Source organism: Micromonospora sp. NPDC085948 (assembly GCF_040686315.1).
Classification (GTDB): domain Bacteria; phylum Actinomycetota; class Actinomycetes; order Mycobacteriales; family Micromonosporaceae; genus Micromonospora.
On the sequence record NZ_JBFBJW010000013.1, the window covers coordinates 151,193 to 175,047 of the forward strand.

Genomic DNA, 23,855 nt, shown 5'->3' on the forward strand with positions numbered 1-23,855 from the left:
GTGGCGCGCCGATGAACGGGGTATGAGCGTGGGCATGGAACATTTCACTATCGCGACCGTTGCCGAGAAGAGTCCGGATTTCCGGCGGGTGCTGTGGACCGGCGAGCACAGCCAGTTGGTCATCATGACCATCCCCGAGGGCGGGGAGATCGGCGAAGAGGTGCACGAGGACGTCGACCAGATCCTGACCTTCGTCAGTGGCGTCGGTGAGGCCCGGGTCGCCGGCTCGAAGCGGAAGGTCGTCTCCGGCGACCTGGTGGTCGTGCCGGCCGGCACCAAGCACAACTTCGTCAACACCGGCCCCAACCCGCTGGTGCTGTACACGGTCTACGGCCCCGCCGAGCACGCCGACAAGGCAGTCCACCGGACCAAGGAGGAGGCCGACGCGGCCGAGGAGGCCGGCAAGGACGAGCCGCCGACCGACTGAGCGGTTGGGCAACGGTCTGATCCGGGCCGATGCGGGTACCCGCGGCGGGTGGAGCAGCAGCCGGCGATCTCCGACTACGGATTCCTCTCGGACTCCCGTTCGGGTGCCCTGGTCGGCAAGGACGGCTCGGTCGACTGGTGGTGTCCGCACCGGTTCGACGGGGCCTCCGTGTTCGGGCGGCTGCTCGACCCGACCGCCGGGCACTTCCGGCTCGCACCGGTTGGCGCCGGTGGCCCGGGGCACCGGGTGGAGCGCGCGTACCGGCCGGGCACGTTGGTGCTGCGCACGGTGCACCACACGCCGCACGGCAGCGTGGCGGTCACCGACGCGCTCGCCGCCGAGATCGGCGCCCGCGCCCACGAGCTGGGGATGAACTCGCCCGCCGTGCTGCTCCGGGTGGTCGAGGGGCTGTCCGGGCGAGTCCGGATGGAGCTGGATTTCGCGCCCCGACCGGAGTACGGCCTGCTCACGCCGTACCTGCACGAGCAGCCGGACGGCGGGGTGCTGGCCGGCGCCGGCCCGGTGGTGCTGGTGCTGCGCGCGCCGGGCCTGCGCCTGCGGGCGGGCCGCGACCGGGTGACGCACGAGTTCGAGGTGTCCACCGGTCAGGTGGTCGGGGTGGACGTGGCGTTCGGTGCCGCGTACGGCGACCCTCCGGCCCGGCTGGATCCGGTAACCGCGCTCGCCGAGACGACGCAGGCCTGGGACGCGTACCGGGACGTGCACGAGTACTCCGGCCGGTACCCCGATCTCGTCCGGCATAGCGCGACGGTCCTGACCGGCCTCACGTACGCCCGCAGCGGTGCGGTCGCCGCGGCGCTGACCACGTCGTTGCCGGAGCGGATCGGCGGCGACCGCAACTACGACTACCGCTACTCCTGGCTGCGGGACTTCTCGCTGACCATGCGCGCGCTGTGGGTGGCGGCCTGCCCGGACGAGGCGTCCCGGCTGTTCGCCTGGGCGTCGCGCTCGATCGGCCGGATCGGCGACGAACCGGTGCCGGTGCTCTTCGGGCTGGAGGGCGAGCGTGACCTCTCCGAGCACCCCTGTCAGCACCTGCGCGGATACCGCGGCAGCGGGCCGGTCCGGATCGGCAACGACGCCTGGCGGCAGCGGCAACTCGACGTGCCGGGTGAGGTGATCTCGGCCGTGTGGCGGCTGCGCGACTATCTCGGTGCGCCGTTCGAGGGCGAGTTGCGGGAGATGGTGCTCGGGTTGACCGAGCAGGTGGCGGCGACGTGGCACCTGCCGGACCGGGGCATGTGGGAGACCCGCGACGAGGAGCGCCACTACCTGTCGTCCAAGGTGATCTGCTGGCTGACGCTGGACCGGGCGGTGGGCCTCGCTGACCGGCTCGGCGAGCGGGCGGACCCGCAGCGCTGGGCGCGGGTGCGCGACGAGATCCGCGAGACCGTGCTGCGCGAGGGGTGGAACGACCGGATCGGGGCGTTCACCGGTGCCTTCGGGTCGGCGGAGCTGGACGCCTCCGCGCTGACCCTGCCCGTGGCGCACTTCCTGCCCGCGACCGACCCGCGGATGCGCTCGACGATGGAGATGGTGGAGCGGGAACTGGGCACGGACGGCGGGCTGGTCCGACGATGGTCGACAGACCCGGGCGGGTTTCTGCTGTGTTCGTTCTGGCTGGTGGAATGCCTGGTCATGGCGGGCGAGCCGGAGCGGGCCGAGGCGCTGTTCGAGCGGGTGGTGGGGTACGCCAACGACGTGGGGTTGTTCAGCGAGCAGATCGACCTGACCAGTGGGGAGCAACTCGGCAACACCCCGCAGGCGCTCTCCCACGTCGGGCTGATCAACGCGGCCTGGCGGTTGACCGCGCCGGGCAGCTACTGAGTCAGACCAGCACCGGTACGCCGGACACGTCGACCGTGTCCGGATACTTCAGCCCGGCGCCGGTGTTGAGCACCACCACCCGCTCACCGGCCCGGATCCACCCGCCGGCGCGCAGTTGCCGCGCCGCGGTCAGGCAGGCCGCCCCCTCCGGGCAGAGCAGCAACCCCTCCCGGCCGGCGAAGTCCCGAAGGTCGGCCAGGATGTCCGCGTCGTCGACCGCGACAGCGGTGCCGGAGGACTCCCGCAGCGCCGCCAGGATCAGCTCGTCGCCCAGCGGGGCGGGCACGGTGATGCCGAACGCCACCGTGTGCGCGTCCGCCCAGGGCCGCGCCCGGTCCTCACCGGCGGCGAACGCCCGCACGATGGGTGCGCAGCCGGTCGACTGCACCGCCACCAGCCGGGGCAGCTTGTCGCCGATCCAGCCCAGCTCGCGCAGCTCGTGCAGCGCCTTGTGGATGCCGATCAACCCGACCCCACCGCCGGTCGGGTAGATGATCACGTCGGGCGCCTGCCAACCGAGCTGCTCGACGATCTCGTACCCCATCGTCTTCTTGCCCTCCAGCCGGTAGGGCTCGCGCAGTGTGCCGGCGTCGAAGATCGCCCCGTTCGACTCCGCGATCAGCTCGGCGACCCGCCGGCCGGCGTCGCTGATCAGCCCGTCGATCAGGCGCAGGTCGGCCCCCGCGGCGACGCACTCGCGCCGGCAGATGCTCGGGGCCTCCAGCGGCATGACGATTGTCGCGCCCATCCCGGCGCGCGCGGCGTACGTCGCCCAGGCCGACCCGGCGTTGCCGTTGGTGGGCATCGCGATCCGCTCGACCCCCAGCTCACGGGCCCGGCTCACGCCGACCGCCGCGCCGCGCGCCTTGAACGAGCCGGTCGGGATCAACCCCTCGTCCTTAACCATCAGCTCCGCGATGCCGATCTCGGCGCCGTACGCCGGGGTGCGCAGCAGCGGCGTCCAACCCTCGCCGAGCGTCGTGACGTGCCGTGGGTCGCCGACCGGCAGCACCTCCCGGTAGCGCCACAGGTCGGCCGGGCGCAACCCGAACCGTTCCGGGGTGACCGCCTTCGCCACCGCCGGCAGGTCGTAGCGGGCCAGCAGCGGGGAGCCGCACGCGCAGAGGTTGCGCAGCTCGTCGGCGGAGTGCTCCCTGCCGCAGCGCGGGCAGTCCAGGTGGGTCAGGTACACATCGCTCCTCGCCGTTTCAGACCGCGTCGATGCTCAACCAGCGCCGGCTGCGCCGCCCCGGCTCGTACACCGAGTCGAGCCGCTTGGCGACCACGCCCGGTAGGCCCTGCTCCCGCCCGGTGCGCAGGGCCTCGTCGCCCGCGCCCGGGAACCATGGCGGAGTCTGCCAGTGCACACCGGCCAAGGCCAGCCCTTCGAGCAGCTCCCGGCGTTGCGCGTACGGCACGTCGACGCTGCTCACACCCTCCAGCCAGAGCAGGTCGACGATCAGGTACTGGGCGCCGGCGGGCACCCGACTGCCGCTGGCCGGGCGGACCGGGCGGACCCGACCGGCGCCGTCGATGCGCACCAGCACACCGTCGAGCACCGCCTCGGTGGGTGCGAGCGCCTCGGCCATCGCCCGCAACCACGGGTGACCGCCGGTGATCTCCTCGTCGGTCTCGGAGAGCAACCGCAGCCGCCCACCGGAGACGTACGCCATCGCCCGGACGCCGTCCCAGCGCAGCTCGTACCCCCAGGCGGCACGGTCGCGGGGGAGCCCGGCGGCGGCCGTGGTGTGCATCGGGCGGATCAGGTCGGGTATCGGCGTCCAACCCGGCGGCGCGGGGTCGGTCCGTCGGACCATCCAGTCCCGTCCTGAAGTGGCGAAGAGGACGTACCGGCCGGCGGTCCGATCACCGGAGAGGGTCACGATCACCTCGTCGTCGCGCCACTTCTCACACCGGTAGGTGCCCCGGTCGTGGATCAGCATCCGGCCGCCGCCGTACTCACCCGAGGGAATCTCGCCGGCGAAGTCGAGGTATTCCATCGGGTGATCCTCGGTGTGCACGGCGAGGTGGTTGCGACCCGGATCGCGGGGCAGGCCGCGCGGCACCGCCCAGGACGCCAGCACCCCCTGGTGCTCCAGGCGCAGGTCCCAGTGCAGGCTCCGGGCGTGGTGCTGCTGGATGACGAAGCGCGCGGTGTCGCCGTCGGCCCCGGGTGTCGCGGGGGTCCGCGCCGGCACCGGCTCCGGCGTACGGGCCGCGTCCCGTCGTCGCCGGTACTCCTCCAGCCGGTCGGTCACACAGGCATTCTGCGGCACACCGGATCGGTGCGCTGGATGCCGGAGTGTCCGGTTCGCTCGGCGGGCGGGCGCTCGGCGGGGTAGAACGGACCTCATGGACCTCACCGACCAGCCCACCGTCCTGCTCCCGGGCGACGTCCGGATGCCCCTGCTCGGCTTCGGCACCTGGCAGGCCACCGGCCAGGCCGGTTACGACGCGGTGCTGGCCGCGCTCGACACCGGCTACCGGCACGTCGACACCGCCACCGTGTACGGCAACGAGCGCGAGGTCGGCCGGGCCGTGCAGGAGAGCGGGCTGCGCCGGGAGGACGTCTTCATCACCACCAAGCTGCCGCCGAACCGGGTGGGCCAGGAGCGGGCGACGTTGGAGGCCAGCCTGGAGGCGCTCGGCGTCGACCAGGTGGACCTCTGGTTGATCCACTGGCCGCCGTCGTCACCGTCGGACAGCATCCCGCTCTGGCGTGAGCTGCTGGCGGCCCGGGACGAGAACCTCGTCCGGGCGGTGGGTGTCAGCAACTACAGCACCGGGCAGATCGATGAACTGATCCAGTCGACCGAGGAGAACCCGGCGGTCAACCAGATCGAGTGGAGTCCGGCGCTGTACGACCGGCAGCGGCACGCCGAGCACCGGGACCGGGGCGTGGTGCTGGAGGGTTACAGCCCGTTCAAGACCAGCGACCTCAGCGACCCGGTGCTGACCAGGATCGCTGCCGCGCACGGGGTCTCGCCGGCGCAGGTGGTGCTGCGGTGGCACATCGACCACGAGATCGTGGCGATCCCGAAGTCGGTCACCCCGGAGCGGATCACCGCCAACTTCGACGTCTTCCACTTCTCGCTCACGGCGGAGGAGATGCGCGACATCGACGCGCTCGGCGAGGTCTGAAGCGGCTTCGTTCACATCAGGCCGGTGCCGTGCCCGAGCAGGGGCTGCTCGGGCGTGGCACCGTTCGCGATTCGGTCGATGGCTGGTTTTGGCCAGGTGGGGTGGTTATGCGATGGCGGCGATGTCGCCGTCGTCGAAGTAGATGGCTTGGTGGAGGCGTCCGCCGAGGGCGGCGGCGTAGCGGGCGACGATGTCTTGGCCGGAGATCTTGCCCTGTTCGATTTGGGAGACTCGGCCTTTCGTGACGCTCATGCGGTCGGCGACCTGCTGTTGGGTTAGGCCACGGGCGCGGCGTACCTCGGCAAGGCGGTGTCCGACCACGGTGGCGAGTAGTTCCTGCTTGCCCGTCTCGACGGCCTGTTCGCCGCCGGCGCGCTCGACGTGAGCGGCGCGGATGTCGCTCCAGCGTGGGTAGCTGCTCATGGCTGTCGGCCCTCCTCCTCGGCGCGTTCCTTCAGGTAGATCTCGTAGCGTTGCTCGGCCAGGGGGATCGCTTCCGCGTACCACTGCTGCCATCGTCCGGCCTTGTCTCCGGCGACGAGCAGGATGCTGGAACGCCACGGGTCGAAGGCGAAGAGTATGCGTACGGTGCCGGGGCGCAGCTCTTTGAGGTTGGCGACCGACGAGCCGTGGATCGTGTCGACCAGCGGCCGGCCGAGCCCTGGACCAGCTTCGGCGAGCAGGTCGATGGCTTGCACGACGCGGGCGTGGGTGAGTGGATCGAGGCTGTCGATCCACTCCTGCACTTCGCTGACGAGGTAGATCTCCCACTCGTCCGTAGCCATCCGTGAAGTATAGCGTCTGCTATACCGCGGGGTGTGCGGCTGCACAGGTAGCCGCGCAGCGTGACGGCGGAGGAGATGCGCGACATCGACGCGCTCGGCGAGGTCTGAAGCGGCGATTTCCTTCAGTAAGCAACATGAAGATGAAGGGTATCGACATCGACGTTCGTGACGGTATAACGTGCCGGTCATCACGTTCGTCGATCCGTTCGAAACCCGCCGTCGCTGGAGGATCGCCATGTCCCGACCCCCGTCCATCCGCCTGCGCCGCCGCGGGCTGCTCGGCATCCCGGCCCTGGTGGCCGCCGCGCTGACCGTCGTCGCCCGGCCCACTCCGGCGAGCGCCGCGCCGAAGGCCGAGTGCCTCGCCGACCTGCTCCAGGACGCCTGATGGCGACGATCCCCTGGCTGGTGGACGTCCTACGCGCCGCCGGGGTCCAGGTCGTCGTCGAGGGGGACTGGCTCAACCGGATGCGGCCCGGCTCCTTCGACCCGATCGGGGTGCTCTGGCACCACACCGCCTCGACCTCCAGCGCCAGCAACCCGCACCCGGCCCTCGGCATCTGCATCAACGGCCGGTCCGACCTGCCCGGCCCGCTCTGCCAGGCGCTCGTCGACTACAACGGTGTCTTCCACGTCATCTCGGCCGGCCGGTGCAACCACGCCGGGGTCAGCGGCGGCAGCGGGCCGATCCCGGCGGGCGACGGCAACACCCTCATGATCGGGTGGGAGATCGACTACAACGGCGTCAGTCAGGAGATGACCGCCGCGCAGTACAGCGCGTCGCTCGCCGCCACCGCTGCCGTGCTCACCCGCCTGGGCCGGGACAGCAGCTATGCCCGGGGGCACCGGGAGACCAGCACCACCGGCAAGATCGACCCGTCGTTCATCGACCTGAACGTGATGCGGGCCGACGTGGCGGCGAGAATGGCCGGCGGCGGCACGACCTGGTCGTCCACGGTGGACAACACCACCAGCGGCCGGTTCACCGCCAGCGCCAACTGGGGCGTGTCGTCGTACTCCGGGCAGCGCTACGGCGCCGACTACCGGTACGCGGACCCGGTCGCGGCCAGCGACGTCGCGTGGTACCGGTTCAACGTGCCGGCCACCGCCAGCTACCGGGTCGAGGCCTGGTGGCCGGCGAACTCCGGCTACAACAGCGCCACCCCGTACATCGTCGCCACCAGCACCGGCAACCAGACGGTGCGGGTCGACCAACGGGCCACCGGCGGGCAGTGGCGCGTCCTCGGCACGTTCGCACTCCCGGCGGGCGACGCCAACCGGGTGGGCGTGAGCCGGTGGAGCAACACCAGCGGCCTGGTCATCGCCGACGCGGTACGCCTCACCCGCGTCTGACAGCGGCCTTCCGGCGCTTGATCTCGGCCGTCCGCGCTTGACCGACTCGACTTTCTGAAAGTCGGGGCGTCCCAGGCGCGATGATGCCCCGACTTCAGGTAACCCGGGTGGATCAAACCGGGTGCCGGATGTCGATGGATTGATTTAAGGTCATCGCTCCACCTCAGCAAGGGAGCACAGTGATCCGCTTTTCCACAGTCCTGGCCGCCGGCATCACTGCCGCCGCCACGATCACGCTGGTCGCCGGCCCGGCGCAGGCCGACACCGTCAACCGGTCCGCGCACGCCCAATTCGACGGCGATGGCAGCATGTCCGTCGACGTGACCCGGCCGGCGGTCGGCGACACAGTTGTCGACGTCGAGTGGCAGAAGAGCGTGTGTGTCGTCACCGACGGAGTGCGCGGCTGCGACAGCGTCTCCCGCCGCGCGTACGACGTGCCGGTCACCCGTTTCTCGTTCTCGTTGACGGGTGCGAAGCTCACCGCGACTGTGCCGTACCAGGAGTCTCAGCAGCACTGCGACTTCGTCGACGGTGACGAGATCTGCGGCGAGCGGCGGGAGAGCGCGGGCACCACCACCCTCAAGGTCACCTGGGTGGCTCTCGACGAGCCGCTCCGGCGCGAGCGGTGGACGGGCGAGGACGGCAGCGTGCACATCAGCACGTCCGCGTGGACGACCGTCTCGGGCAGCGGTTTCGGCACCACGTACGACGCGTCGGCGACCAACTTCGGCCAGCTGACCCGGACGCGGACCATCCCGCCGGCCGCCTGAGCGTCCGGCACCGACAGACGCCGCGGGGGCGTGACCGATGAGGTCACGCCCCCGCAGCCCGTCGAGAGCCTCAGCTCCGGGAGCAGGTTGCCCCGTTGAGCGAGAAGCTGGTCGGGGACGAGTACGACCCGCTCAGCGTGCCCTGGTAGCCGAAGCTGGCCGTGCCACCGGGTGCGACCGACCCGTTGTGGCCGACGTTGCGGGCGGTCACCGTCGACCCGCTCTGGCTCACCGTGGCGTTCCAGGCGTTGGTGACCCGCTGCCCGCCGGGCAGGTTGTAGGTGAGCGTCCAACCGTTGATCGCGCTGGACCCGGTGTTGCTGATCTGCACGTCGGCCGTGAAGCCGTTGTTCCACGAGTTCGCCGTGTACTTCACCGCGCAGCTCGCGCCACCGCCCGGCGGCGGGGTCGTCGGCGGCTGGCCGCCACCGTTGACGTTTGCCGAGAACGAGGTCACCGCGAGGCCGACGCCACCCTGCCAGGGCTCGAAGCCGGCCTGGATGCTGGTCAGGTACCAGGAGTTGGTGATCGCGCCCCGGTTGCGGGTGTCGTTGATGAAGTCCAGCACGCTGAAGTTCAGGCTGGAGATCGCCGACGACGCGACGTAGGAGATGACGTTGTTGGAGCCGTTGCTGCCCCGCCAGACCTCCCAGGTGCGGCCGGCCAGGTTCGTCGTGCCGACGACCGAGCCGATGGGCTGGATCGGGCCCTGCCGGTTGAGCCAGATCATGATCTCCATCTGGTTCACCCCGTCCCGCTTGGGCGACGGGTCCAGCCAGATGTCGTACGACGCGTTGTAGGTCGCCCCGCTGACGTAGCGGTAGGAGATGCTGCTGGTGGCGCTGCTGATCTGGCTCACCTGGATCGGCAGGTTCGTGCCGGGGGAGCAGTTGGTGTAGTGACAACCGAAGAAGATCGAGGGGTACGCCGTGGGCGCCCCGTTGGTGGGGCTGCTGCCGTTCAGGGTGGTGATCTCGAAGCCGTTGTTGGTGGCGTTGATGCACTGCTGGGCGGTGGTGCCCCAGCGGTTGTTCTGCACCACGTAGCGGCCCTGGATGACCGTCGAGCCGTACTGTTCGCAGATCTGGGTGTCGGCGGAGGCGGTGCCGCCGAAGGCCACCGCTACCAGCGAGCCGGCGAGCAGCACGCTGGCGGCGGCCAGGGCCCGAAGTTGACGTTTCATGACGCTCCTTGACTCGGCGCATGCCGGGCGCCGCGTGTGGTGGGGTGGTGCGGGAGCGCTCCCACGCTCAACGACACATTTACATGCCTGAAACTGCTGCGCAACCGTACGCGGCAAACTGATGAATCGGGCGGATTGCCGTGCCCCCACCGGACGGCTGTCGACGGGCGACCAGCCAAGCGGCACGGGCACACCGACGAGTGGAACCGGACGGCCGATCGGGCCTGGCGTGCGCCGATCGCTCCGAGTAGCGTGTTGCCTCCAACGCGTTCCGCTCCCCCTCCGGAGGCGTACACCACCATGGGTGGCTCCCCCCTGCGCATCCTCGTCGTCGGCGCGGGCATCGCCGGCCTGGCCGCGGCTCGGGCCCTGCGCCTCGCGGGCTTCCGGCCCGACGTCACCGACAAACTGCCACCGGGGGAGTCCACCGAAGCCGGCCTCTACCTGCCCGGCAACGCCGCCCGCGCGCTGCACCGGCTCGATCTGCACCACCCGGTCCGCCCGCTCGGGCAGGTGATCCACCGGCAGCGGTTCTTCGACGCCACCGGCGCGCGACTCTGCGAGGTCGACCTCGACACCCTCTGGGCCGGCGTCGGCGAATGTCGGGCGTTGCCCCGGGCCGACCTGCACCGGGTGCTGCTCAGCGGCGCCGGCGGCGCCGTCCGGCACGGTGCCGAGGTCCGCACCCTGGAGCTGCTGCCCGGCGCGGTCGGGGTCACCTTCACCGACGGCACCACCACCGAGTACGAACTGGTCATCGGCGCCGACGGGCCACGCTCCTCGGTCCGCGCGCTGGCCGCGCTCGGTGGGCCGCCCCGCCCGGTCGGTCAGGTGGTCTACCGCGCCGTGCTGCGCGACGGCCCACCCGTCACCGAGTGGACCGCCCTGCTCGGCCAGCGCTCCGGGTTCCTGATGGTGCCGATGGGCGCCGGGCGGCTGCACCTCTACGCCGACGAGGCCGGCACGGAGGCGCCCGCCGACCCGCTGGGCCGGCTGCGCGAGCTCTTCGCCGACTACCGCGGCCCGGTGCCGGAGGTGCTGGCGGCACTCGACAAGGTGCACGTCGGGATCACCGACGAGGTGGAGTTGGGTCGCTGGTACCGGGGACGGGTGCTCCTGGTCGGCGACGCCGCGCACGCCACCGCGCCCACGCTCTCCCAGGGCGCGGCGATGGCACTCGAGGACGCGGTGGTGCTCGCGGAATCGTTGCGCGCCGCCGGCAGCGTGGAAGCGGCCCTGGTGGCGTACGAGAGTCGTCGTCGACCGCGTACCCGGTGGGTGCGGGACCGGACCCGGGACCGCAACCGGACCAGGGACGTGCCGCCGGCGCTGCGCGACCCGCTGCTGCGCGGGCGCGGCGGCCGGATCTTCGGGGAGCACTACCGGCTGCTGCTCGGCCCTCTGTAGGCCCGTAGTAGATCGTGTCACGCCACCCCACGCGGCGCTGCGACCTGCCGGGGACTATCCTCCTTGCGGATGACGGCCCGCCGATAAACAGCGTGTGCCGAGCGGGACAACCGAGAACCGGAGGCCACTCGTGACCACCGTCGCACCCAAGCCGGTCGTGACCCGGCCCTGGCCGGTCCGGGAGCCGGTCAAGGGGTCGGCCATCGCGCGGCTGCTGCGAACCACGGACGCGAAGCAAATCGGGATCATGTACATGGTCACCGCGTTCGCGTTCTTCATGATCGGTGGCCTGATGGCCCTGATCATGCGTGCTGAGCTGGCCCGACCCGGGCTGCAGTTCCTGTCGCCGGAGCAGTACAACCAGCTCTTCACGATGCACGGCACGATCATGTTGCTGTTCTTCGCGACGCCGATCGTGTTCGCCTTCGCGAACTACATCGTGCCGATCCAGATCGGCGCGCCCGACGTTTCCTTCCCCCGCCTGAACAGCTTCGCCTACTGGCTGTACCTGTTCGGCGGCACGATGGCGACCGCCGGTTTCCTCACCCCGGGTGGCGCCGCCGACTTCGGCTGGTTCGCGTACGCGCCGCTGAGCAGCGTCGAGCACTCGCCCGGCGTCGGCGCCAACATGTGGATCATGGGTCTGGCCATCTCCGGTCTGGGCACCATCCTCGGCGCGGTGAACATGATCACCACGGTGCTCACCCTGCGTGCGCCCGGCATGACCATGTTCCGGATGCCGATCTTCACGTGGAACATCCTGGTCACCAGCCTCCTGGTGATCCTGGTCTTCCCGCTGCTGGCCGCCGCGCTCTTCGCGCTCGCCGCGGACCGCATCCTCGGCGCCCACGTGTACGACCCCGCAACCGGTGGGCCGATGCTCTGGCAGCACCTGTTCTGGTTCTTCGGGCACCCCGAGGTCTACATCGTCGCGCTGCCGTTCTTCGGCATCATCAGCGAGGTCATCCCGGTCTTCTCCCGCAAGCCGATCTTCGGTTACAAGGGTCTGGTCGCCGCGACCGTCGCGATCGCCGCGCTCTCCATGAGCGTCTGGGCGCACCACATGTTCGCCACCGGCCAGGTGCTGCTGCCGTTCTTCAGCTTCCTGAGCTACCTGATCGCCGTGCCGACCGGTATGAAGTTCTTCAACTGGATCGGCACCATGTGGCGGGGTCAGGTCAGCTTCGAGACGCCCATGCTCTGGGCGATCGGCTTCCTGGTCACGTTCCTCTTCGGTGGTCTCACCGGCGTGCTGCTGGCCAGCCCGCCGATCGACTTCCACGTGTCGGACTCGTACTTCGTGGTGGCGCACTTCCACTACGTACTCTTCGGCACCATCGTGTTCGCGGTCTTCGCCGGCATCTACTTCTGGTTCCCGAAGATGTTCGGCCGGATGCTCGACGAGCGCCTGGGCAAGGTGCACTTCTGGCTCACCATGATCGGTTTCCACACCACGTTCCTGGTGCAGCACTGGCTCGGCAACGAGGGCATGCCCCGTCGGTACGCCGACTACCTGCCCAGTGACGGCTTCACCACGCTGAACACGATCTCCACGATCGGCGCCTTCGTCACCGGTATCTCCACGCTGCCGTTCATCTACAACTGCTGGAAGTCGTACAAGACCGGCCCGGTGGTCGAGGTCAACGACCCCTGGGGCCACGGCAACTCGCTGGAGTGGGCGACCAGCAGCCCGCCGCCGCTGCGCAACTTCGACCGGATGCCCCGCATCCGCTCCGAGCGGCCGGCGTTCGACGCGAAGTTCCCGGAGCTGGCCGCCGGTCAGACCCTGGCCGGCCCGCCGGAGGGCGGCTCGAAGCCGCTCACGAGCGAGTCGGACGGCGGCGCCAGCTACCGCGAAGACACCGCGAGCGACATCGACCGGCACTGACGCTCAAGCCCAGCAGTACGACGGGCGCCGCCCCCGGACCACCGGGAGCGGCGCCCGTCGCCATGTGCGCCCCCCGGCGCCCCGCGCCCGCGTCCAGATCCGAACAACTTCCCGGACAACTGCTTACCCGGCCGGGCCCTACAAGCCCCGTTGGTCACCAGCGGGTCGACCCGTCGGCCACAGCGCCAACGCAACGGCGTTGGGGCTGGGTGCCTGAAGCGCCTGATGCCTGTGAGTCATCAAGATGACTCACAGGCATCACGCTCTGCACCACGCATGCGCGCCGGGTGCCCGGCGGACGCCGGACTGGTCGACGCCGCGCGGCACGCCCGGGACTGACCGGCCGAGGTCGCTGCGCCTCCGACCTTCACCGCGTCGGCGGGAGAGCGGTCGGGGCGGCAGTCGTCAGCGGGCGGCGGGGGTGAGGTCGGCTTCGACCGGCGGCGGGGTGGCCGCGTCGGCGGTGCGGCGGCGGCGGAGCTCGATCGTGAGTACCACCAGGGTGACCAGTGCGCCGAGGGCGCCGGTGACCGCGAAGCCCCAGGGCGGCGAGGTGGCGTCGATCACCGCGCCGGCGAGTGGCGCGCCGATCGCGATGCCGACGGTGACCGCGGAGCCGTGCAGGCCCATCGCCTCACCGCGTACCTCGGCTGGAACCAGGCGGCTGACCGCGTCGGAGCCGGCCGCGATGGTCGGCGCGCAGAGCGCGCCGGCCGGAATCAGTGCCAGGCAGAGCAGCCACCAGTGCGCTCCGCCCAGCCCGACCGGGATGGTGCACAGGGCGAGGGCGGCGGTCAGGATCAGCGGGGAGAACGAGCGGTGGACGGCTCCGTAGGCGAAGCCACCGATCAGCGAGGCGACCGCCCAGATGGCCAGCACCGCGCCGGTCCAGCCGACCTCGCCGCTGGCCCGCAGGACGGCGACCACCGCCACGTCGGTGCCACCGAGCACCAGGGTCGCGGCGCCGCTGAGCGCCAGCACGGCGAGCAGTCGAGGTGTCAGCCACTCCCGGCGAGGCGTCCGGCGCTGCGGAGCGGTGGCCTCGGCGGCGTCGCGCATCGGTGGGTTGACCAGCCACAGGGCGATCCCGGCGGCGACGATGCCGCCGCCGACCAGGTACATGGTGGTCTGTGCGGAGATCGCGGTGCACAGGGCCACCGCCAGCGCCGGGCCGATCATGAAGGACAGTTCCACCGACATCGAGTCCAGTGCGTACGCGGGGCGTCGTCGGTCCTCCGGAACCAGCGCCGCGATCGACTGACGGACCACCGAGAAGATGGGCAGGGCCAGGGAGCCGGCCACGAAGGCGGCCGGCAGCAGCAGGGGGTACGGCAGTCCGGGCGCGGTGGACCAGAAGATCGCCTCCGTGATGCCGGTGAGCACGAGGACCGGGCGCAGTCCACGCCGGTCCACCAGTCGGCCGAGAAGCGGTCCGCCGATCGCCGCACCCACGGTGACGGCCGCGCCCACCAGGCCAGCGGCCCCGTAGCCCCGATCGAGGTCGAGCACCACGTGGAAGGTCAGCGTCACCCCGGTCGCGGTGAGCGGTATGCGGGCAAGGACGGCGACCACCAGGAGCGACCGCAGGCCGGGCAGGGCGAGCGCCTGCCGGTAAGGCTTCATGTTCACGTGGGTCCGTACCTCCGGCGACATCGTCGACCGGCGGCGCCCCGATGGCCAGCCAATTAGGGTCTTATGCGGCCCTGATCACAGGCTGGCCCTGCAGGGTGACCCCGGCGCCGTCCATGGCGCGCAGTGCCACGTCGGTGGTCGCCGGAGCGACGGCGGCGGTCAGTTCGAGCAACACGGTGGTGGCGAACCCCTCCCGGGCGGCGTCCAACGCGGTCGCCCGGACGCAGTGGTCGGTGGCGATGCCGACCACATCCACCCGATCCACGTCGTGCCGGCGCAGCCAGTCGGCCAGGCACTCGCCGTCGTCGGCGTGCCCCTCGAACCCGGAGTACGCCGCCGCGTGCTCGCCCTTGTGGAAGATCGCCTCGACTCGATCGGTGTTCAGCTCGGGGTGGAACTCCGAGCCGCTGGTGCCGACCACGCAGTGCCTCGGCCAGGACTCCACGAAATCCGGCGGATCGCCGAAGTGTGCACCCGGGTCGACGTGGTAGTCCTTGGTGGCGACCACGTGCGACCAGCGGTCCGGCTCGGCGGCGAGCAGCCGGGAGATGCCGGCGGCCACCCCCGCGCCGCCCTCGACGGCCAGCGAGCCACCCTCGCAGAAGTCGTTCTGCACGTCCACGATGATCAGAGCGTTGGCCATTGGAGTTCCTCTCCTCACGGGCTGTCTGCGGCGGCGGTGCGCGATGAGCTCAGTCGGCGGGTACGACGGAGACCGGGACCGCCGGGTCGCCGGCCGAGAGCTTCAGCCCCTCCCACGGGATGGAGATCAGGCATTCGCGCAGGTGCTCCCGCGACTCGTCGAGGGTGGGCAGCCACACCGGCTCACCGGCGACCACGTACGAGTGCTGGAGCATGCGGTCGTTGGGCTGCCGGTCCGGTACGCCCTGCGGCACGATGATCTCCTCGGTGGCGGTGCCGGTCGGCTTGTGCCGGCGGACCGCAACCTTCCGGCCACCGATGGTCGCCTTGTGCTCGGAGCGCTTCACCACCGGGCGTCCCTCGACCTCGACGAGCTTGTAGACCAGCCCGGCGGTCGGCGCCCCGGAGCCGGTGACCACGGCCGTGCCGGCGCCGTACATGTCCACTGGTTCGGCGGCGAGCGCGGCGATCGAGTACTCGTCGAGGTCACCGGAAACGATGATCTTAGTTTCGGTGGCGCCCAGCGAGTCGAGCAGCTCCCGGGACTGCTGGGCGATGACCGCCAGGTCGCCCGAGTCGATCCGTACCGCCCGCAGTTCCGGCCCGGCCACCGCTATCGCGTTGCGGATGCCCTGGCTGATGTCGTACGTGTCGACCAGCAGCGTCGTGTCCTTGCCCAGCGTGGCGACCTGCGAGGCGAACGCCGCCCGCTCGTCGTCGTGCAAGAGGGTGAACGCGTGCGCCGCCGTGCCCGCCGTCGGGATGCCGTAGCGCGCACCGGCGGCGAGGTTGGAGGTGAACCGGAACCCGGCCAGGTACGAGGCCCGCGCCGCGGCCACCGCCGCCTCCTCGTGGGCCCGACGCGACCCCATCTCGATAAGCGCTCGACCCCGCGCCGCGGTCACCATCCGCGCCGCCGCCGCGGCCACCGCGCTGTCGTGGTTGAGCACGGAGAGTGCCAGCGTCTCCAGCACCACGCACTCGGCGAAACCGCCGGAGACGGTGAGGATCGGCGAACCGGGAAAGAACAGCTCACCCTCGGCGTACCCGTCGATGTCGCCGGTGAAGCGGTAGTCGGTGAGCCAGGCCGCGGCCGCGTCGTCGACCACGCCGGTCCGTCGCAGGAAGTCGACCTCGGTGGGGTCGAACCTGAAGTCGCGGATCAGTTCGATCAGGCGGGCCGTGCCGGCGACCACGCCGTAGCGGCGGCCGCTGGGCAGCCGGCGGCTGAACACCTCGAAGACGCACCGGCGGTCGGCGGTGCCGTCCTTCAGTGCCGCGCTGACCATGGTCAGCTCGTAGTGGTCGGTCAGCAGCGCGGGACGGTTGATGCTCACCGCCCCAGCCTAAGGTTCAGTCCGCGTCGCCGTCGTCGTGGCCCGGGATCGACCGTAGCGCGGCCCACAGCTCGGCCCGTCCGGTCACGCCGAGCTTGCTGTAGATCCGCTGGAGGTGGTTTTCGACGGTGCGCGCCGAGAGGTAGAGCCGTTCCGCGATGGCCCTGCTGGACGCGCCGTGCGCGGCGAGGCGGGCGACCTGCCACTCCCGCTCGGTCAACACCGGCGCCCCCGCGTGCAGCGCTGGCGTGCGGATCAGGCCACAGCGCCCGAGCAACCCGGCCAGACGTTCCCGGGCGCCGTTGGCCGCCGTCGAGTGCTGCCGGCGCAGCCGCTGCACGGCCTGGGAGGCGGCCTCGGCGGCGTACACGGTCAGCTCCAGCGCGGCGTAGTCGTCGGCGACCGCGAGCAGATCGTCGGCGGAGTCGGTGACCGCCGCGCGGGCGTGCCGGGCCAGTAGCGGCGGCAGCACCCCGTCGACCCGCTCGGAGAGTTCGGCCAGGCGCTGCGCCACCGTGCGTCGACCACCATCGGAGCAGGTGGGCCCGACCGCCATGCCGGCCTGGTCCAGCCGGACGAGATCGTGCAGGACGTGCACCTCGTGGCCGGCGAACCCGTCCGAGCGCAGCCGATCCACCAGGTCGGCGAGGTGCTTGACCGCACCCGGCAGGTCACCCGACGCGGCGAGCGTCGCACCCCGGGCCTGCTCCAGCCACGGGTAGAGCACCGCCATGCCCGGCGCGTGGGTGCGGTCTGCCTCGGCCATCGCCGCGGCTGCCTGGACGGCGTCACCGCGCAGCGCGGCCGACTGGGCTCGCTCGGCCTGGGCCAGACCGGCGTAGACCCGGCTGGTGGCCAGCACCGCGCAGGCACCCAGCGAGGCGCGGGTGGCGGCGTCGCTCTGCCCACGCAAGCGGGCCGCGTACGCCTGGAGGATGGCCAGGTAGCCGGTGCCGAGCCGGAAGTCGCCGGCATCGGCGAGGTCGGCGAACTCGTCGGCCACTATCGCGTCGATCCCGGCCAGGTCACCGGTCAGCATGAGCCGGGTGCCCCGGGCCAACTCCAGAGCCAGTTGCAGGTACGGCATGTCGGTGCGCCAGTTGGCGACGGCCGAGTGCACCTGGGCGATCGCCGTACCGCTGCGGGTCAGCTGGCCCTGCGCGGCCTGGACGTACGCGATGGTGCAGCGGGCCAACTCGCGGGCGGCGACGCCTGCCGCCGGCCGGTCCAGCACCTGTTGGCTGAGCCGCACCGCGATGGTCGTGTCCATCCGGTGCAGGCGCATGATCGCCTCGAAGGCGTGCACCCGGGACCGGTCCGCCGAGTCGCTGAGCTGCTCGACGCGGCTCGCGATCTCCTCCACCGTGGACTGTTGGCTCAGCCCCCAGTAGCTGACCATTCCGCGGACGGTCAGCCAGCGGCAGTATCGCCGCTCGTCGCCGGGCTCGGGGGTCACCGCGTCGAGGACCTCGATGGCCTCCTCCGGCCGGTCGGCGAACATCAGGATGGTGGCCAGCAGCTCCGCCGCATCGGAACCGCCGCCGGCGTGCAACGCGGCCCGCGCCAGGCGGGTCGCCAGCGGCACGTCGTACCGGGTGAACGCCTGGACCGCCGCGTCCACCAGCAGGGCCGGATCCTGTGCGGTGCCCGAGTCGAGGCGCCACACCGCGACCCGCAGCAGGTCGTCGCGGCGGCGCTTGCCGACCTGTTCGAGCAGCTCCGCGAGGTGTGCCTGAAGCCGGCGGGTGCGACTGACCGGGCAGCGGCGGCGCATCACCTCGCCGTACAGCGGATGGGCCAGCCGGACGTTCGTCCGTCGGTCGTTCTGGACCACGCTGATCAGCCCGCGCTCCTCGGCGGTCTCCACGTCCACCTGGTCGGCGGCCTGCCTGAGCAGGTGCAGGCCGAGTGGTTCGCCGAACGCGACAAGCTCGACGACCGCGCGGACGCCGTCGGTGAGTTTGCCGACCCGGGTGTCGATCAGGTCGGTCAGGTTGGGCGCCAGCTCCAGTCGGCCGGTCCACTTCCAGATCCCGTAGGTCTGTTTCAACTCCGAACTGCCGTTGGCGGCGTGCACCAGCTCCCGCAGCAGCAGCGGGTTTCCGGCCGACAGCCGGCCCAGCCGGTCGGCGGAGTTGGCGTCGACCGGGCCGCCCAGGATCGCCGCCAGCAGGCCGGCGGTCTCCGCGTGCGGCATCGGGGTCAGCTCGACGTGCTCGACCAGGTCGTCGGTCCAGAGTGCGCGGATCGGCAGCGGGATCTGCTCGCCGTCGCGCAGGGTGCCGACCACTGTGGCGTTCTCCGAGCGCGCGACCAGGTGCACGAGTGCGGCCGAGGGCGGATCGAGCAGGTGGGCGTCGTCGATGGCGAGCACGATCCGTCGACCAGCAGCCTGCTGTTGCAGCACGTTGAGCGCCCAGCGCAGGATGCCGGCGGGGGAGAGGCCCTGGGGCTGCTCGGTGGGAAGGACCTGCACCAGCCCGCCGAACGGTAGTGCGGCGGTGGTGGCGCTGGCCGCGATGGACCAGATCGCGAAGCGTTCGGTGGGCAACGTGCTCACGCCTTCGCGCAGCAGCCGACTCTTGCCGATCCCGGCGCTGCCGCTGAAGAAGAGCCCGCGACCAGCCTCGCCGGTCACCGCCGCCAGCAGGCGGTTGAGCTCATCGGTCCGGCCGACGAACTTCCATCGACTCATTCGCGCAGCATATCGACCGGAATCCGTCCGCGCCCGCACCGTCACTCAACGAAGTTGAGTAGCCGCACAATTACCGCTGAGTATCCGAGGTGTTCCACCTGGTTGCCGGCCCGCCCGTAGTCTTCCGACATCCGGGTTTTTCGACCGGATTTCCCACCTGGCCGGGGCGTCCGGCCACCTGCCCCCGGGAGGCCACCTGATGAAGCAGGGCCCTCTCCCCTCGGTCGACTCCTCGGATGACGTGGTCGGCCCGTCCGATCTGCCCAGCTGCGGCCCGCTGCCCTCCCAGGTCGGCGTGACCAACCCTGGCCCGGAGGAGCCGCTCGGCGTGGTCGCGGTCGGTCCGGCCGGCGCCGAGCGACGCGCGGTGCTCGCCACGCTGCTCGGGCTGGACCCGGTCATGCTCACCGTGCCGTCGGGCAGTTGGCTGCTGGTGCGCAACGCCAAGGTGCCCACCCGGGCGGCGTACGTGCCCGGTTACCGCCAGCCCCACTCGTACGGGGCCGACCGGAACGCCGCCGGCCCGGCGTTGGCCCGTCCACCCCGGCGGGTCGAGTTGAGTGTGCCCGAGCCGGTGCTGCGGCACTTCACGCTCATCGACGTACCGGACACCGCGACGCTCGGCGTGTCCGGCCGGCAGGTGCTGCTCGACGCGGTGGGCCGGGCCGGCGCGCTGCTCTTCGTGATCGCCGCCGACCAGGCGTTCACGGCCGCCGAGCTGAACCTGCTCGCCGAGGTCGCCCCGACCTCGGTGGAGGTCGTCTTCGCGGTGACCCCCGGCGCGGCAGGGTGGGCCCCGCCGGTCGACGGCGTGGCGACGACGGAGGACGCGGGGGCGTCCGTCTCGCCGGTCGGGGGTCAGGCGACCGAGATGGACGCGGCCGCGGTGACCGTGGCGGCGCACCGCGCGGCGCTGCTGGCCGCGGTACCGGCGCTCGCCGACGCGCGGTGGTTCCCGGTCGACGCCCACTGCACCGACTCCGCCGCCGACCTGCGACGGGCCTTGGTCGGCTGGTCGTCGAAGGAGGGGTTGCGACGGGCCAGCGTCGAACCGCCGGTACTGCCGGGGCAACACGACCGGGTGGCCGTGGTCGCCGATCCGGGCGACTGGTCGGAGCAACTGGACCGGCAGACCCGCACGTGCGCGCAGCGGATCCGTCAGCATCTCGCACTGGAACTGGCGAACATCCACCTGCGGGCAGTCCAGGAGATCGTGTTCGGGGTCGGCTGCGCGGGCCTACCGGACCTCCTGGATCGGGAGATGGCGGCGCTGTCGCTGTTGGCCACCGCGCAGTGCGACCAGGCGGTGCGCGGCATCGTCACCGACGCCGCGGTCCGGGTGCTCGGCGCGCCGCCCGTCGAAGGAGTACGGCGGCGGATCACCACCGCCGTGCAGTACGGCCTGGACGACCGGCCCGGCCATGAGCTGGACAAGGTGCTCCTGATCACCAGCACAGCCGGGGTGGCCGGGTTGACCGGTCCGGAGGCGATCGATGCCCTCGCCAACTATCCGGCGGTGTGCCGCGACGAGGTGCTCCCGCCGATCGCGGTGGCGCTCTCCGGCGGGTGCTGGCAACAGTGGCGTACGCCCGGCAGCGACGACCACAACGCGGCGCGGGCCTGGTCCCAGCGCGCGGTGCGGGAGGTCGAGCTGGGGTTGTCCCGGGAGATATCCCGACGGTTCGAGGTGATCCGCCTCTCGCTGGGCGCGGTGCTCTCCGATGCAGTCGATCACGGCATCCTGCTCGCCTGACGGTGTGGCCGCCCCCGAGTCCGGGTCCGCGCCGCACCACGGGTCCGAGGGCGCCCGGGGCGGATCAGAGGTGTCCCGGGTGGGCGATCCGCGCCGGGCCGGCGTTCCGGTTCCTCGGTTCCGGGAAACCGGTGGCACGATGGGGGGCATGGCGGCTCCACAGGTTGCACCGGTCGAGACGTCGGACACTGACGAGGTGCCGGCGGCTGACCGGCAATGGGTGACGATCGTGTGGGACGACCCGGTCAATCTGATGACGTACGTGACCTGGGTCTTCCAGAAGCTTTTCGGCTACAGCCGGGAGAGGGCCGAGCAGCTGATGCTGGATGTGCACCACAAGGGCCGGGCCGTGGTCTCCACGGGTGTCCGGGAGCGGATGGAGCACGACGCGTCGCAGCTGCACGCGTATGGGCTGTGGGCGACGGTGGATCGGTCGTGAGCATGTTCCATCGCCAGGCCGGCCGCTACGTCGCCACCTTCGCGGTCGACGAGGTGCGGGTGCTGCGCAAGGTCGCCTCCGAGGTGGTCGGCCTGCTCACCGATGGCTTCGACCACACCGACCCGGTCGTGGGTCGGCTCTTCCCGGCGGTCTACCCGCAGGACGCGCCGGGGACGGCCGAGTTCCGGCGGTACACCGAGGGCGACCTGAAGACCGCGAAGATCGATCAGGCGGGGGCGATCCTGGCCGCGCTGCCCGACGACACCGGTGGTGAGGTACGACTCGACGCCGAGGCGGCCGAGGCGTGGTTGCGGGCGTTGAACGACGCCCGTCTCGCGATGGGTGTCCGCCTGGAGATCAAGGACGGCACGGACCTGGGCGAGGAGTTGGACGACGCGGTCGCCGAGGACCCGGGATCCAGCCGGGTGTTCCAACTCTCGGTCTACGCCTATCTCGGGTATTTGCAGGAGTCGCTGCTCAACGCCTTGATCGACTAGGCGTGACCGGCACCACTTCGGCCCGCGCTCGTCAGGCGTTAGGCTGGTCCTCGTGCTGAGCATCGACCGGTCGATCATCGACGCGATCGTCGCCCACGCGCGCCGGGATCACCCCGACGAGGCGTGCGGCGTCGTCGCCGGTCCCGTCGGCAGCGACACCCCGACCCGGCACATCCCGATGGACAACGCCGCGCGGTCGATGACCTTCTACGAGTTCGACTCGATGGAGCACCTGCGCGTGTGGCGCGAGATGGACGACCGCGACGAGGAACCGGTGGTCATCTACCACTCGCACACCGCCACCGAGGCGTACCCGTCGCGGACGGATGTCTCCTTCGCCGGTGAGCCGGGCGCGCACTACCTGCTCGTCTCGACCCGCGATCCCGACTCCGAGGAGATCCGCTCGTTCCGGATCGTCGACGGCGTGATCGCCGAGGAGCCGGTCCGGGTCGTGGAGGCCGGGGTCGACCCGCATGCCGTCCAGTCCTACATGTTCGGGCAGAGCCCGGCGACGGTCGACTACGAGTGTTCCGGCCGCTGATCCGTCAGCGTTCGCACTCGTCCCGTCCCGTCACCGTAGGCACACCCGATCGAGGAGTTCGACATCATGGCCATTGAGGTTCGCATCCCCACCATCCTGCGCAGCTACACCGGCGGCGCCAAGGTCGTCGACGGCACCGGCGACACCATCGCCGACCTGCTCACCGACCTGGATTCCCGGCACAGCGGCCTGCGTGGCCGGCTGATCACCGAGGCTGGCACGCTGCACCGCTTCGTCAACGTCTACGTGAACGACGAGGACGTCCGTTTCCTCGGCGCGCTGGACGCCAAGCTCTCCGACGGTGACAGCGTCACCATCCTGCCCGCGGTGGCCGGCGGCGCGTTCGGCTTCGCCGCGGCCGCGGCGATCAGCTCGCACAGCGCCGCGGCCGCGGCGATCAGCTCGCACAGCGCCGCGGCGGCGGCGATCAGCTCGCACAGCGCCGCGGCGGCGGTCCGCGGCGCCGTCGCGGCTGGCTGAGGTCGGCCGCCATGGCGCGGTACGACAGCCTGCTCGACGCGTGCGGGGGTACGCCGTTGGTCGGCCTGCCCCGGCTCTCCCCGACGGTGTCCGACGGGGCGCCACCGGTGCGGCTCTGGGCCAAGCTGGAGGACCGGAACCCCACCGGCAGCATCAAGGACCGCGCGGCGCTGTTCATGGTCCGGGCGGCGGAGGAGGCCGGGCGGCTCCGGCCGGGTGACACCATCCTCGAACCGACGAGTGGCAACACCGGTATCTCGTTGGCGATGGTGGCCAAGTTGCGTGGCTACCGGTTGGTCTGCGTGATGCCGGAGAACGTCTCCACCGAGCGGGTCCAGTTGCTCCGGATGTACGGGGCCGAGATCATCTTCTCGCCGGCGGCGGGTGGTTCCAACCAGGCGGTCGCCACCGCCAAGCTGATCGCCGCCGAACACCCGGACTGGGTGATGCTCTACCAGTACGGCAACGAGGCCAACGCGCGGGCGCACTACGAGACGACCGGGCCGGAGCTGCTGCACGACCTGCCCAGCATCACGCACTTCGTGGCCGGGCTCGGCACCACGGGCACGCTGATGGGCACCGGCCGCTACCTGCGGGAGAAGGTCGACGGCATCCAGGTCGTGGCGGCCGAGCCGCGCTACGGCGAGCTGGTCTACGGCCTGCGCAACATCGACGAGGGGTACGTGCCGGAGCTCTACGACGCCTCGGTGCTCTCCCGGCGCTTCTCGGTCGGCACCCGGGACGCGGTGCTGCGTACCCGCCAACTCGTGGAGGTGGAGGGCATCTTCGCCGGCTTCTCCACGGGTGCCATCCTGCATGCCGCGCTCGCGGTGGCGCACGAGGCGGTTCGCGACGGTCGACGTGCCGACGTGGCCTTCGTGGTCTGCGACGGTGGGTGGAAATACCTGTCCACCGGCGCGTACGGCGGCACGCTCGCCGATGCCGAGGACGCCCTGGAGGGGCAGCTCTGGGCCTGACCGGACCGGTCTTCCCGGTACGGGCCGTCGACGTGGGTCGACGGCCCGTACGCGGTCCGG

Annotated in this window: 23 protein-coding genes; 14 read left to right on the forward strand and 9 right to left on the reverse strand. The window is 71.2% G+C overall.

Translation table 11 applies throughout. The features are described from left to right. The first annotated feature begins 34 nt into the window (after positions 1–34). Positions 35–427, forward strand: coding sequence for a cupin domain-containing protein (locus AB0O48_RS27235; RefSeq protein WP_357242327.1), 393 nt, complete (start codon positions 35–37; stop codon positions 425–427). 48 nt (positions 428–475) lie between these two features. Next, positions 476–2,275, forward strand: coding sequence for a glycoside hydrolase family 15 protein (locus AB0O48_RS27240; RefSeq protein ID WP_365069102.1), 1,800 nt, complete (start codon positions 476–478; stop codon positions 2,273–2,275). A 1-nt stretch (position 2,276) separates the two neighbouring features. Here the strand turns inward: AB0O48_RS27240 and AB0O48_RS27245 are convergent, their stop codons facing one another. Both AB0O48_RS27245 and AB0O48_RS27250 read right to left on the reverse strand, forming a co-directional pair. Beyond that, on the reverse strand, positions 2,277–3,467 hold the full coding sequence (locus AB0O48_RS27245) for a threonine synthase (protein WP_357242333.1): 1,191 nt from the start codon (positions 3,465–3,467) through the stop codon (positions 2,277–2,279). Positions 3,468–3,483: 16 nt separating this feature from the next. Beyond that, positions 3,484–4,533: a DNA polymerase ligase N-terminal domain-containing protein gene (locus AB0O48_RS27250; protein ID WP_357242336.1), complete on the reverse strand. Its 1,050-nt coding sequence runs from the start codon at positions 4,531–4,533 to the stop codon at positions 3,484–3,486. Positions 4,534–4,627: 94 nt separating this feature from the next. Here AB0O48_RS27250 and AB0O48_RS27255 point away from each other — a divergent pair, with 94 nt between their 5' ends. Further along, positions 4,628–5,416, forward strand: a complete 789-nt coding sequence (locus AB0O48_RS27255) for an aldo/keto reductase (RefSeq protein WP_357242339.1) — start codon at positions 4,628–4,630, stop codon at positions 5,414–5,416. Between the two features lie 105 nt (positions 5,417–5,521). Here AB0O48_RS27255 and AB0O48_RS27260 read toward each other — a convergent pair whose 3' ends face one another. Together AB0O48_RS27260 and AB0O48_RS27265 are read right to left on the reverse strand one after the other, a co-directional pair. Beyond that, positions 5,522–5,839, reverse strand: coding sequence for a helix-turn-helix transcriptional regulator (locus AB0O48_RS27260; protein ID WP_365069106.1), 318 nt, complete (start codon positions 5,837–5,839; stop codon positions 5,522–5,524). Then, positions 5,836–6,201 (reverse strand): type II toxin-antitoxin system RelE/ParE family toxin, encoded by a 366-nt coding sequence (locus AB0O48_RS27265; protein WP_357256020.1) that lies wholly within the window; start codon positions 6,199–6,201, stop codon positions 5,836–5,838. The genes AB0O48_RS27260 and AB0O48_RS27265 overlap by 4 nt, the downstream gene beginning before the upstream one ends. A 235-nt stretch (positions 6,202–6,436) precedes the next feature. Here AB0O48_RS27265 and AB0O48_RS27270 point away from each other — a divergent pair, with 235 nt between their 5' ends. The 3 genes from AB0O48_RS27270 (at position 6,437) to AB0O48_RS27280 (ending at position 8,324) form a co-directional block, all read left to right on the forward strand. Continuing rightward, on the forward strand, positions 6,437–6,589 hold the full coding sequence (locus AB0O48_RS27270) for a hypothetical protein (RefSeq protein ID WP_357256018.1): 153 nt from the start codon (positions 6,437–6,439) through the stop codon (positions 6,587–6,589). Continuing rightward, the gene (locus AB0O48_RS27275; RefSeq protein WP_357572465.1) at positions 6,589–7,554 is read left to right on the forward strand and encodes an N-acetylmuramoyl-L-alanine amidase; all 966 of its coding nucleotides are present in this window, start codon (positions 6,589–6,591) and stop codon (positions 7,552–7,554) included. Before AB0O48_RS27270 ends, AB0O48_RS27275 begins: the two co-directional genes overlap by 1 nt. Before the next feature lie 179 nt (positions 7,555–7,733). Further along, complete coding sequence (locus tag AB0O48_RS27280; RefSeq protein WP_365069109.1) at positions 7,734–8,324, forward strand: hypothetical protein; 591 nt, start codon at positions 7,734–7,736, stop codon at positions 8,322–8,324. Positions 8,325–8,394: 70 nt separating this feature from the next. On the opposite strand, the gene AB0O48_RS27285 is transcribed toward AB0O48_RS27280, so the two are convergent. Continuing rightward, positions 8,395–9,507 carry a cellulose binding domain-containing protein gene (locus tag AB0O48_RS27285; RefSeq protein WP_357256012.1) on the reverse strand — a complete coding sequence of 371 codons (1,113 nt, stop codon included), beginning with the start codon at positions 9,505–9,507 and terminating at the stop codon, positions 8,395–8,397. 300 nt (positions 9,508–9,807) lie between these two features. Between AB0O48_RS27285 and AB0O48_RS27290 the strand changes: the two genes are divergently transcribed. Both AB0O48_RS27290 and ctaD read left to right on the forward strand, forming a co-directional pair. Beyond that, complete coding sequence (locus tag AB0O48_RS27290; RefSeq protein WP_365069112.1) at positions 9,808–10,914, forward strand: FAD-dependent monooxygenase; 1,107 nt, start codon at positions 9,808–9,810, stop codon at positions 10,912–10,914. Between the two features lie 130 nt (positions 10,915–11,044). After that, on the forward strand, positions 11,045–12,802 hold the full coding sequence (gene ctaD / locus AB0O48_RS27295) for a cytochrome c oxidase subunit I (RefSeq protein WP_357256008.1): 1,758 nt from the start codon (positions 11,045–11,047) through the stop codon (positions 12,800–12,802). A 405-nt stretch (positions 12,803–13,207) separates the two neighbouring features. On the opposite strand, the gene AB0O48_RS27300 is transcribed toward ctaD, so the two are convergent. From AB0O48_RS27300 to AB0O48_RS27315, 4 genes are read right to left on the reverse strand one after another with little or no spacing between them, the layout of a single operon-like run. Then, on the reverse strand, positions 13,208–14,455 hold the full coding sequence (locus tag AB0O48_RS27300; RefSeq protein ID WP_365069114.1) for an MFS transporter: 1,248 nt from the start codon (positions 14,453–14,455) through the stop codon (positions 13,208–13,210). Positions 14,456–14,495: 40 nt separating this feature from the next. Next, a complete protein-coding gene (locus tag AB0O48_RS27305; protein WP_357256004.1) occupies positions 14,496–15,077 on the reverse strand; it encodes an isochorismatase family protein in 582 nt (193 codons plus the stop codon). 49 nt (positions 15,078–15,126) lie between these two features. Continuing rightward, complete coding sequence (locus AB0O48_RS27310) at positions 15,127–16,413, reverse strand: nicotinate phosphoribosyltransferase (protein WP_357256002.1); 1,287 nt, start codon at positions 16,411–16,413, stop codon at positions 15,127–15,129. A 16-nt stretch (positions 16,414–16,429) separates the two neighbouring features. Beyond that, positions 16,430–19,108 (reverse strand): LuxR C-terminal-related transcriptional regulator, encoded by a 2,679-nt coding sequence (locus AB0O48_RS27315; RefSeq protein ID WP_365069116.1) that lies wholly within the window; start codon positions 19,106–19,108, stop codon positions 16,430–16,432. 199 nt (positions 19,109–19,307) lie between these two features. Here AB0O48_RS27315 and AB0O48_RS27320 point away from each other — a divergent pair, with 199 nt between their 5' ends. The 6 genes from AB0O48_RS27320 (at position 19,308) to AB0O48_RS27345 (ending at position 23,795) form a co-directional block, all read left to right on the forward strand. Further along, positions 19,308–20,861 carry a hypothetical protein gene (locus AB0O48_RS27320; RefSeq protein ID WP_357255998.1) on the forward strand — a complete coding sequence of 518 codons (1,554 nt, stop codon included), beginning with the start codon at positions 19,308–19,310 and terminating at the stop codon, positions 20,859–20,861. 148 nt (positions 20,862–21,009) lie between these two features. Beyond that, on the forward strand, positions 21,010–21,300 hold the full coding sequence (gene clpS / locus AB0O48_RS27325; RefSeq protein WP_357256027.1) for an ATP-dependent Clp protease adapter ClpS: 291 nt from the start codon (positions 21,010–21,012) through the stop codon (positions 21,298–21,300). A gap of 2 nt (positions 21,301–21,302) precedes the next feature. Beyond that, on the forward strand, positions 21,303–21,797 hold the full coding sequence (locus tag AB0O48_RS27330) for a DUF2017 domain-containing protein (protein ID WP_357256025.1): 495 nt from the start codon (positions 21,303–21,305) through the stop codon (positions 21,795–21,797). A gap of 52 nt (positions 21,798–21,849) precedes the next feature. After that, entirely contained in the window at positions 21,850–22,338 is a 489-nt protein-coding gene (locus AB0O48_RS27335) for a M67 family metallopeptidase (RefSeq protein WP_357255995.1), read from the forward strand. 66 nt (positions 22,339–22,404) lie between these two features. Then, entirely contained in the window at positions 22,405–22,818 is a 414-nt protein-coding gene (locus AB0O48_RS27340) for a MoaD family protein (RefSeq protein WP_357572470.1), read from the forward strand. Positions 22,819–22,829: 11 nt separating this feature from the next. After that, a complete protein-coding gene (locus tag AB0O48_RS27345; RefSeq protein ID WP_357255992.1) occupies positions 22,830–23,795 on the forward strand; it encodes a pyridoxal-phosphate dependent enzyme in 966 nt (321 codons plus the stop codon). Positions 23,796–23,855: the final 60 nt, after the last annotated feature.

Excerpts from the sequence above, each read along its gene's own strand:
- AB0O48_RS27285 (WP_357256012.1), bottom strand. The coding sequence starts at position 9,507 with ATGAAACGTCAACTTCGGGCCCTGGCCGCCGCCAGCGTGCTGCTCGCC.
- AB0O48_RS27340 (WP_357572470.1), top strand. The coding sequence starts at position 22,405 with ATGGCCATTGAGGTTCGCATCCCCACCATCCTGCGCAGCTACACCGGC.
- AB0O48_RS27345 (WP_357255992.1), top strand. The coding sequence starts at position 22,830 with ATGGCGCGGTACGACAGCCTGCTCGACGCGTGCGGGGGTACGCCGTTG.
- AB0O48_RS27270 (WP_357256018.1), top strand. The coding sequence starts at position 6,437 with ATGTCCCGACCCCCGTCCATCCGCCTGCGCCGCCGCGGGCTGCTCGGC.
- AB0O48_RS27235 (WP_357242327.1), top strand. The coding sequence starts at position 35 with ATGGAACATTTCACTATCGCGACCGTTGCCGAGAAGAGTCCGGATTTC.
- AB0O48_RS27265 (WP_357256020.1), bottom strand. The coding sequence starts at position 6,201 with ATGGCTACGGACGAGTGGGAGATCTACCTCGTCAGCGAAGTGCAGGAG.
- AB0O48_RS27260 (WP_365069106.1), bottom strand. The coding sequence starts at position 5,839 with ATGAGCAGCTACCCACGCTGGAGCGACATCCGCGCCGCTCACGTCGAG.
- AB0O48_RS27255 (WP_357242339.1), top strand. The coding sequence starts at position 4,628 with ATGGACCTCACCGACCAGCCCACCGTCCTGCTCCCGGGCGACGTCCGG.
- AB0O48_RS27320 (WP_357255998.1), top strand. The coding sequence starts at position 19,308 with ATGAAGCAGGGCCCTCTCCCCTCGGTCGACTCCTCGGATGACGTGGTC.
- AB0O48_RS27300 (WP_365069114.1), bottom strand. The coding sequence starts at position 14,455 with ATGTCGCCGGAGGTACGGACCCACGTGAACATGAAGCCTTACCGGCAG.
- AB0O48_RS27275 (WP_357572465.1), top strand. The coding sequence starts at position 6,589 with ATGGCGACGATCCCCTGGCTGGTGGACGTCCTACGCGCCGCCGGGGTC.
- AB0O48_RS27315 (WP_365069116.1), bottom strand. The coding sequence starts at position 19,108 with ATGAGTCGATGGAAGTTCGTCGGCCGGACCGATGAGCTCAACCGCCTG.
- AB0O48_RS27330 (WP_357256025.1), top strand. The coding sequence starts at position 21,303 with ATGTTCCATCGCCAGGCCGGCCGCTACGTCGCCACCTTCGCGGTCGAC.
- AB0O48_RS27305 (WP_357256004.1), bottom strand. The coding sequence starts at position 15,077 with ATGGCCAACGCTCTGATCATCGTGGACGTGCAGAACGACTTCTGCGAG.
- AB0O48_RS27290 (WP_365069112.1), top strand. The coding sequence starts at position 9,808 with ATGGGTGGCTCCCCCCTGCGCATCCTCGTCGTCGGCGCGGGCATCGCC.
- clpS (WP_357256027.1), top strand. The coding sequence starts at position 21,010 with ATGGCGGCTCCACAGGTTGCACCGGTCGAGACGTCGGACACTGACGAG.